The organism is Nocardia sp. NPDC004654 (assembly GCF_040609595.1).
GTDB lineage: Bacteria > Actinomycetota > Actinomycetes > Mycobacteriales > Mycobacteriaceae > Nocardia.
Map to the genome: position 1 here is coordinate 488099 of NZ_JBEXKI010000008.1, position 6516 is coordinate 494614.

General features: G+C 59.3%; 7 protein-coding genes. 3 read left to right on the forward strand and 4 right to left on the reverse strand.

Annotated elements, in window-relative coordinates; genetic code table 11:
- Window positions 1-88: 88 nt before the first annotated feature.
- Entirely contained in the window at window positions 89-1075 is a 987-nt protein-coding gene (locus tag ABZV58_RS27610; protein WP_355003076.1) for a WYL domain-containing protein, read from the forward strand.
- Between the two features lie 411 nt (window positions 1076-1486).
- Here ABZV58_RS27610 and ABZV58_RS27615 read toward each other — a convergent pair whose 3' ends face one another.
- Window positions 1487-1939 carry a nitroreductase family deazaflavin-dependent oxidoreductase gene (locus tag ABZV58_RS27615; RefSeq protein WP_355003077.1) on the reverse strand — a complete coding sequence of 151 codons (453 nt, stop codon included), beginning with the start codon at window positions 1937-1939 and terminating at the stop codon, window positions 1487-1489.
- Between the two features lie 276 nt (window positions 1940-2215).
- Between ABZV58_RS27615 and ABZV58_RS27620 the strand changes: the two genes are divergently transcribed.
- Both ABZV58_RS27620 and ABZV58_RS27625 read left to right on the forward strand, forming a co-directional pair.
- A complete protein-coding gene (locus ABZV58_RS27620; RefSeq protein WP_355003078.1) occupies window positions 2216-2416 on the forward strand; it encodes a hypothetical protein in 201 nt (66 codons plus the stop codon).
- 105 nt (window positions 2417-2521) lie between these two features.
- Entirely contained in the window at window positions 2522-2935 is a 414-nt protein-coding gene (locus ABZV58_RS27625; RefSeq protein WP_355003079.1) for a helix-turn-helix domain-containing protein, read from the forward strand.
- Window positions 2936-2986: 51 nt separating this feature from the next.
- On the opposite strand, the gene ABZV58_RS27630 is transcribed toward ABZV58_RS27625, so the two are convergent.
- From ABZV58_RS27630 to ABZV58_RS27640, 3 genes are all read right to left on the reverse strand, one after another.
- Window positions 2987-3649 (reverse strand): DUF6338 family protein, encoded by a 663-nt coding sequence (locus tag ABZV58_RS27630; RefSeq protein ID WP_355003080.1) that lies wholly within the window; start codon window positions 3647-3649, stop codon window positions 2987-2989.
- A 331-nt stretch (window positions 3650-3980) separates the two neighbouring features.
- Complete coding sequence (locus ABZV58_RS27635) at window positions 3981-4652, reverse strand: hypothetical protein (RefSeq protein ID WP_355003081.1); 672 nt, start codon at window positions 4650-4652, stop codon at window positions 3981-3983.
- Window positions 4653-4712: 60 nt separating this feature from the next.
- On the reverse strand, window positions 4713-6335 hold the full coding sequence (locus ABZV58_RS27640) for a hypothetical protein (RefSeq protein WP_355003082.1): 1623 nt from the start codon (window positions 6333-6335) through the stop codon (window positions 4713-4715).
- Between the last annotated feature and the right edge of the window lie 181 nt (window positions 6336-6516).

Below are 6516 nucleotides of genomic sequence, written 5' to 3' on the forward strand. Positions count from 1 at the left end.
TGGTTTTCGCCGCCGGTGGGCGACGAATTCCCACACTGTCACCGGTAGCGGACAGAGATTGTCCTCTACTCGTGGCAACCTGGAAACCATGCCGATATCGACCTCGACGGCGACCTCTCGCCGCCTGCTCTCGCTGCTGTCTTTGCTGCAGGTCCGCAGGGACTGGCCAGGGGGTCTGCTCGCCGAGCGGCTCGACGTCAGTGGACGCACAGTGCGCCGCGACGTCGATCGCCTGCGCGAACTCGGCTATCCCATTCAGACGATCAAGGGCCCTGAGGGCGGCTACCGGCTGGAGGCGGGCAATCAGCTCCCGCCGCTGTTGTTCGACGACGAGCAGGCCGTCGCGCTCGCCGTGGCATTGCGGATCGCGGTGGGGACCGGGGCGGGAATCGAAGAGAACGCCGCGCGAGCCCTCGCGACCGTGCGACAGGTCCTGCCTTCCCGATTACGGCAGCGAGTCGATGCGCTCGAGATCGCCGCGGCCGGGGCCGACGTCCAGGTCGATACTCAGATCCTGGTGGATCTGAGTACCGCGATTCGTTCCGCGGAGGAAGTGCGGTTCGACTACCAGGGGGCGACCCCCTCCGACGCGGTCGATCCGCGCCCGCCCCGCCGGATACAGCCCCACCACCTCATAGTCCGGAACGGGCGCTGGTACCTGATCGGCTGGGACCCCGAGCGCGCCGACTGGCGGACCTACCGCGCGGACCGAATGACCCTCCGCATCCCCAACGGCCCACGCTTCTCACCCCGGCAACTCCCAGGCGGCGATGTCGCGGCCTTCCTCTCCGCCCGCTTCAAAGGCTCTGCCGGTGCCGACGTCTGGCCGTGCAACGGCGAGGTGATCCTCCATCTACCTGCCCCGCAAGTTGTTCCGTTCGCCGGCAATGCAGTCGTCGAGGCGCTCGACCAAGCTCGAACCAGACTGCTGATCGGTTCGTGGTCATGGGCGGCGCTCGCTGCGACGCTGGCGCGCTTCGATACCGAGATCGAGGTGGTGGCACCGCAATCGCTACGCGACGCCTTCGCCGATCTAGCCGGTCGCGCAAACCGGGCCGCGCAGGTGAGCGCATAACCTGGGGTCACGGCCCGCCCCACCCTCGATGGGGTCTCGACTGGGAGCCTCTCGCCGCCGCGAAGAACCTCGCGCGGCGAGCTGCGCGCCCCACCGTCTGACGGTCGAACGCGCCCGTTCATCCGTGGACGAGCTGCCGTGGCGCCCGCCCTATCCTCCGCTTCTCCGAACCGATCGCGGTGCTGTTCATGAGAGTCCTCGGCTACGCCCGCAGCTACCCCGACGCCGCGAAAATCGGGCGCCCTACCACCACGGCCCTTCCAGCGGGCAGCTATCTGGGCCCACAACAACACAGCCCGCGAGGCGGCGCTGCTGCTCGCCGAATCGGGCTACGCGGCGTTGCCCGTGTTGTTGGTGTCGCGGTGGCATGAGTGGGTGGTTCATGGCCCCGCCGTGCCGTTCGAGAGCGAGCTAGGGGTGGGCGTCGATGCGGAAGACTGCGATCCGATCTGCGGCATCGGCGATGGCCTGGGGGGGCGGTTCCTCGACCAAGCCGGTCGTGACAAGCAGCTTGCCCACTCGCGCATGGCTGTTCTCGATGTGGTCGCGCAGTATTGGCCGGCGTTCCTCGACGGGCAGTTCTACCAACTTCACGACTGAGGATCGGCGGCCTCGGGACAGGGTGACCGTTTGCGCGGCGCGAACGTTCGCGACCCAGGCGGCTTTCGGGTATGCCTGGAAGATGTAGCGTTGCCCTGCGATGGGAATCACCCCGATCGCCGCGATCCGTGGCTGGCCGGTTCGGCGCCCGGTCGTGGTGATCAGATGATGGGGGCCGAAGGCGATGCCCATCTTCTGCAGTCTGATGATCACCATGTTGAACTTTTGGACCTTGCGGCGAAATTGCTCCGCGGTTTGAGCCATGATGGTCTTCCTCCCCGCCAGACCTTCCTGGTCTGGACTGCTCACCTCGGCTGATCGGTAGGCCGAACGCGAATAACGTTGCCAGCACCATCCAGCGATGGCGCTCCACCCGCCGACGATGCTGTCGCTCCGCAGATCTCAACTGTTACCCAGCTTGCAGCTGAAGAGTTTGTGACAGTCCAGATCCCAGCAGCGGGAGGTTGTGCTGGGAAATCCACCAGGCGGCGCGGAGGGTCAGCTTTTCCGGCTCGGGTGTGGGCGGGTCGGTAGGATTCGGTGCCGGTTTCGATGATGTGCCCGCCGAAGGTCGATCTGTCGGTCGATCACGCCTACGACGATCCCGAGCGTGCCGCGCGCCAGCTGGGCAACACCCGCGAGGTGGCCAAAACCCACTACATCGACATCCCTGAGACGGTGGCCGACAACCGGGAGATCCTCCAACGCTGGGCACGGGGGCGCGAGACGCCGAAGACGTGAGATTTCTGTGAGAAACGCTCGAATTCCGACGTCGAGCCGAGAACGAGAAAACCCCTTCCGACCTGGCCGGAAGGGGTTTTCTATGTCGGGGTTAGCGGACGGTATTTGAAACGGTGGCAAGCGGACTGGCTGAAGGCGGTCATCGCGAAGGTCGACGCCGCACCGACACGCAGACACTCGACCGCTGGCAGCGAAACGGTGAAACCGCGGCGGTTGGACCGGCGGCTGTCGACGACCACTATCGCCGAAGTTGTTGGCGCGTACCGCTCCGGTACGTCCACGTCCAAGCTGTGCGAGCGGTACGCGCTATCCAAGGGCGGACTGCTGAAGATCCTCCAGGAGCACGGCGTGCAGATGCGGAACCAGCCGATGACGGCGGAGGAAATCGACCGAGCCGCAAAGCTATACAGCGAAGGGCACTCGCTGAATGCCGTGGCCCTGCAGCTCGGCAAAGCAAAGGGTAGCGTCTGGAAGGCGTTGACGGACAGCGGGATCGAGATGCGACCAGCAACGAGGTGAGGAAAGTTTACGCCCTGTACCGATGGTCTACAGTACGCGCACAGAAAACAATCACCCCGAAGACCGAGTGGAATCCGAAGAAAGAATGCGTAGACTCACAAGAACGATCTGATCACCAGGAACGACCACGATGTCATGTAGCGTCCGAATTGGCTCATCTTCATCCTTTGGCGTGATGCGTATACAATCTTTCAGAGCTATGTCAGGCTTAGAACTACCGTTGTCAGTACTGTATGTATGTAACACGCCCTCAATTTGACGTCCATCAGTCAGTTCGATGGCGATGTAGGGAACCTTGTCTTTCGGCCAATTGCCGAGAGAGTAGACCCAAGGATCCCCAAGTTGCTTAAATCCCCTCTGGGAACCAACAGAGCGCACATAATAAAGCAGTATGGCGATTACGCAGGCGAGTGCCAATACCGCCGCAGCCGTAACTGCGACACGGCGGAGATTTGCCTGAGCGTATGCGTTGCCGCCCTTGAATAGGGCGGCAGGATCGGCGAGCCAGTCGTTAGGCCAACCTTTGGGAAGAAGGATAAGGACAAGGATGGCCGATCCGGTTGTCGCTAGACCTACAGCTAGTACCTGAAGTAGTTCGTTAAGCCCTCCGGTCTTGCCTGCTGGTCGCGTTCGTTCTAGCAGGCGTAAGTGCCACCAGCCTGGAATCAGGCTGAACGTAAGGAAGACGAGCGCGAGGCTGCCTGGCAGCGCCATATCTATTCTGTGCTGTTGTTAGCACTCGGCGGGGTCGGCGATTGAGTTGGTTGGCGCGACGGCTTTGGATTCAAGGACGACACTGGAGGGTCGAAGTTAGGCGAGAGCTTTGGCGTCTGCGTGACGTGGGCACCGCCCCTGTACTCACCGGACCCGGTGATGGCCTCTTGACCACTGCCGCCCTGTCGCGTGTCTCGTTGCGCCGAATTATCACTCATGGGGGCAGTGTACTCGTTGGGTCTGACACCTCGACCCATTGTCGTTGTCGATCGGAGCCCGGACCGGCATCATCACCACCGGCGTACAGGACTGACGCGACAGGCGCTCGGCACTAGAAGTCCTCGATCAGTTCACGATACTCATCGTCGTCGGGAGACTCGTCCGGCGCTGCCTCAAGCATGTCGTTCTGCCAGTCTGCATATTGTTCGAGGACATCTATACTTGCTGCAAGTATCCCGTACATATTGCGAAGTGCTTCATCGAGCGCGGGAAAGTCGATTCGGTCATCATGTTTTGGCAAATCGCCGTCGTAGCGAAATGACTCTCCCGATGGGTCCAACTCGGAAAGATGTGCGAGCGTCCGGCGTGTTTCCGGCGGGGTCCGATCCAGGCTAAGTGCCTTAAAATGCTTATCCAGCTCATCCAACAGCGCCATGAGGCGATGGCGTATCTTGCCCTTAAGTCTCTCCTTTACCGCAGATGAAGTGAGGCTAGGGTCTGTGTCCCCGCCACGTCGCCGAAGCTGTGCCGCTCGTAATATCGCATCCTTCATTACGAGTTCAGCAGCATGGCGATGAAGATACATCCACGGAATCAGCATAGTGTCGTCATGCGGCTCTCCTGTAAAGGTGTCCGCTAGCCGGTTCGCTGTCTCGGAAAACTGAAAAGCGAAGTCGTAGAGCCTTCCTCGCTGCCCATGCCGCATCACCAATCTGCGGTACTGCTTTGGCGGATATGAGGCAAACAGCTTTGGCACAGCTTCGTCAGATTTGCGTTTTGTCACAGTCGGTCAGCATACAGCGAAAATTAAACTTCCACATCTCATTTTACGTCTTACGCTCATCTAGAGCTGCGAAATGTGAGCTGCTATGCCATCAGCCATAGCTATGGCATCCTTCATGAGCTCCGCGATGAGGTCAGGCTTGGTTCCAGTGCCAAGTTGCGCCTTGAGATAGCGGTCGAAATCCGACCCTTTGCTGTGGGCCGAAACCTTCGAGCGCATCTCCTGGAGTCTTCTCATAAAGGCGATGTCACGTTCGACTTCGGAGTAGCCGATGCTGGCGAGACGTCTGTTAAGTTTGCTGATTCCCTTTTCATCCGGCACTTTGTCGAGACCTTTAGCAACCTCCTTCTCATTCAAGAGATCGACCATCAGCTTGCAGAGTAGTAGGAGTTGAGCTTCAAACTCAGCATCCGAATCATTGAGCGGAATTCGCAATCGACTCAGGGCGTGAGCATCGCTGCCCTTTGGCTCCCGGAAAAGTGCCCCGCCATACACGTCATTCCAAGTTTCTGCTAGGCGTAGGTATGATTGCTTGAATATATGCTCAAGATTCGGCGAGTTGGTGGGTTGATTAAAGAATGAGCGACGAATAGTAGTCTCACTCAGTCCCGCTATGGGGACGATATTGTGCGCTTTCCAATGGTCCCGATGGTTGACGGGTATGTCGCGACCGACGTCGCCAAGAAAGACATTCACGACCTCTACTCCGTGGTTGTCGATCTGCACTCCCCATAGAGTGCCGCAGGCAAGGTAGCCGTCGGAGATTCGGTAAATGGGATCATCATAATATCGTTGGAGCACCTCTTTGCGAAACGAAACCGGAGTCAGGTAATGTGGCGCGTCAGGGTTCGCGCCAAAGTAGTTCGCAAGCTCATCCGGATCGCACGTATACGTCAGGCGCTTGCCGGTTGAAGTTTCTCCGATAATGAATTCGGGATACTCTTCATCGGCTTCCCATGGCCATATTCCACACTCCGCCTGCGGCGGTGGCGGCAGGATTCTAGTGGCAAGGAGCCTGCTGAATACTCGACTACTGACATCGCCAATACCCAGACTGACGACCGTGTCGCCATTTACGATATGGTCCTTTTCGCGAAGGGAGATGAAGTCGTCCGGTTCGGAGAAATCTGCTACATAGATAACCGAGTCCAGGTAGAGCGCCAAATCCATCTGCCTTGCGGCCTGATAGCGACGCAAGATCGGCGTCCGTACGCGAATATGATCTCTCTCGATCTGAATGGCTTCTACCCTAATATCACGCTCCACCTCCTCGTAGTTTCCGGTTTCGGGGTTTCGCCACAGGTTCATGAGAAGTATAAATTCCTCGGAAAAATGATATTCGTCTGGAACGACGCCGTGGAACTGCCGCAGGATGACCAAGGGCTCGAAACCATCATCGGCAGTAGATCGATGGTAGGTAGTTAGCTCTTCGCCATCAGGGTAACTTATCGAAAAGCCCGGCGCTCCTTCGGTTTTGGATACGTCCCACCCGCTGCCAGAAAGTGCTTTGTCTCTTTTTTGAGGGTCCACTAACGCGCAGTGTATGCCGCCATTGGAATCTCTAGAGTCGTGCCACGACTGGTAGATCGTGGTCCAGGCTCCGTCGCCCGCGCTGGCAAGTTGTGCACGCATACCCTCCTGGGCAAGCCGTGCAAGCGCTTCCTGCTTTGGATCCTGTGTCAACTTCCATCCCTCAGTTCAACGTATGACCGGCAGATGAGCTACCGGTCATACGTTAGCTGACGGTTCTCGCGCCAGCGACGGTATTTGGGACTGCTGCACGGATAGGTGACAACCGAGATGGCTTGCCGAGAGGTGGGCCTGAGAGGATGTCGCTGTGCCCAAGCCCTACCCGCGTGAGTTC

Coding starts and splice junctions, on each gene's coding strand:
- ABZV58_RS27615 (WP_355003077.1), bottom strand. CDS start 1,939: ATGGCTCAAACCGCGGAGCAATTTCGCCGCAAGGTCCAAAAGTTCAAC.
- ABZV58_RS27630 (WP_355003080.1), bottom strand. CDS start 3,649: ATGGCGCTGCCAGGCAGCCTCGCGCTCGTCTTCCTTACGTTCAGCCTG.
- ABZV58_RS27610 (WP_355003076.1), top strand. CDS start 89: ATGCCGATATCGACCTCGACGGCGACCTCTCGCCGCCTGCTCTCGCTG.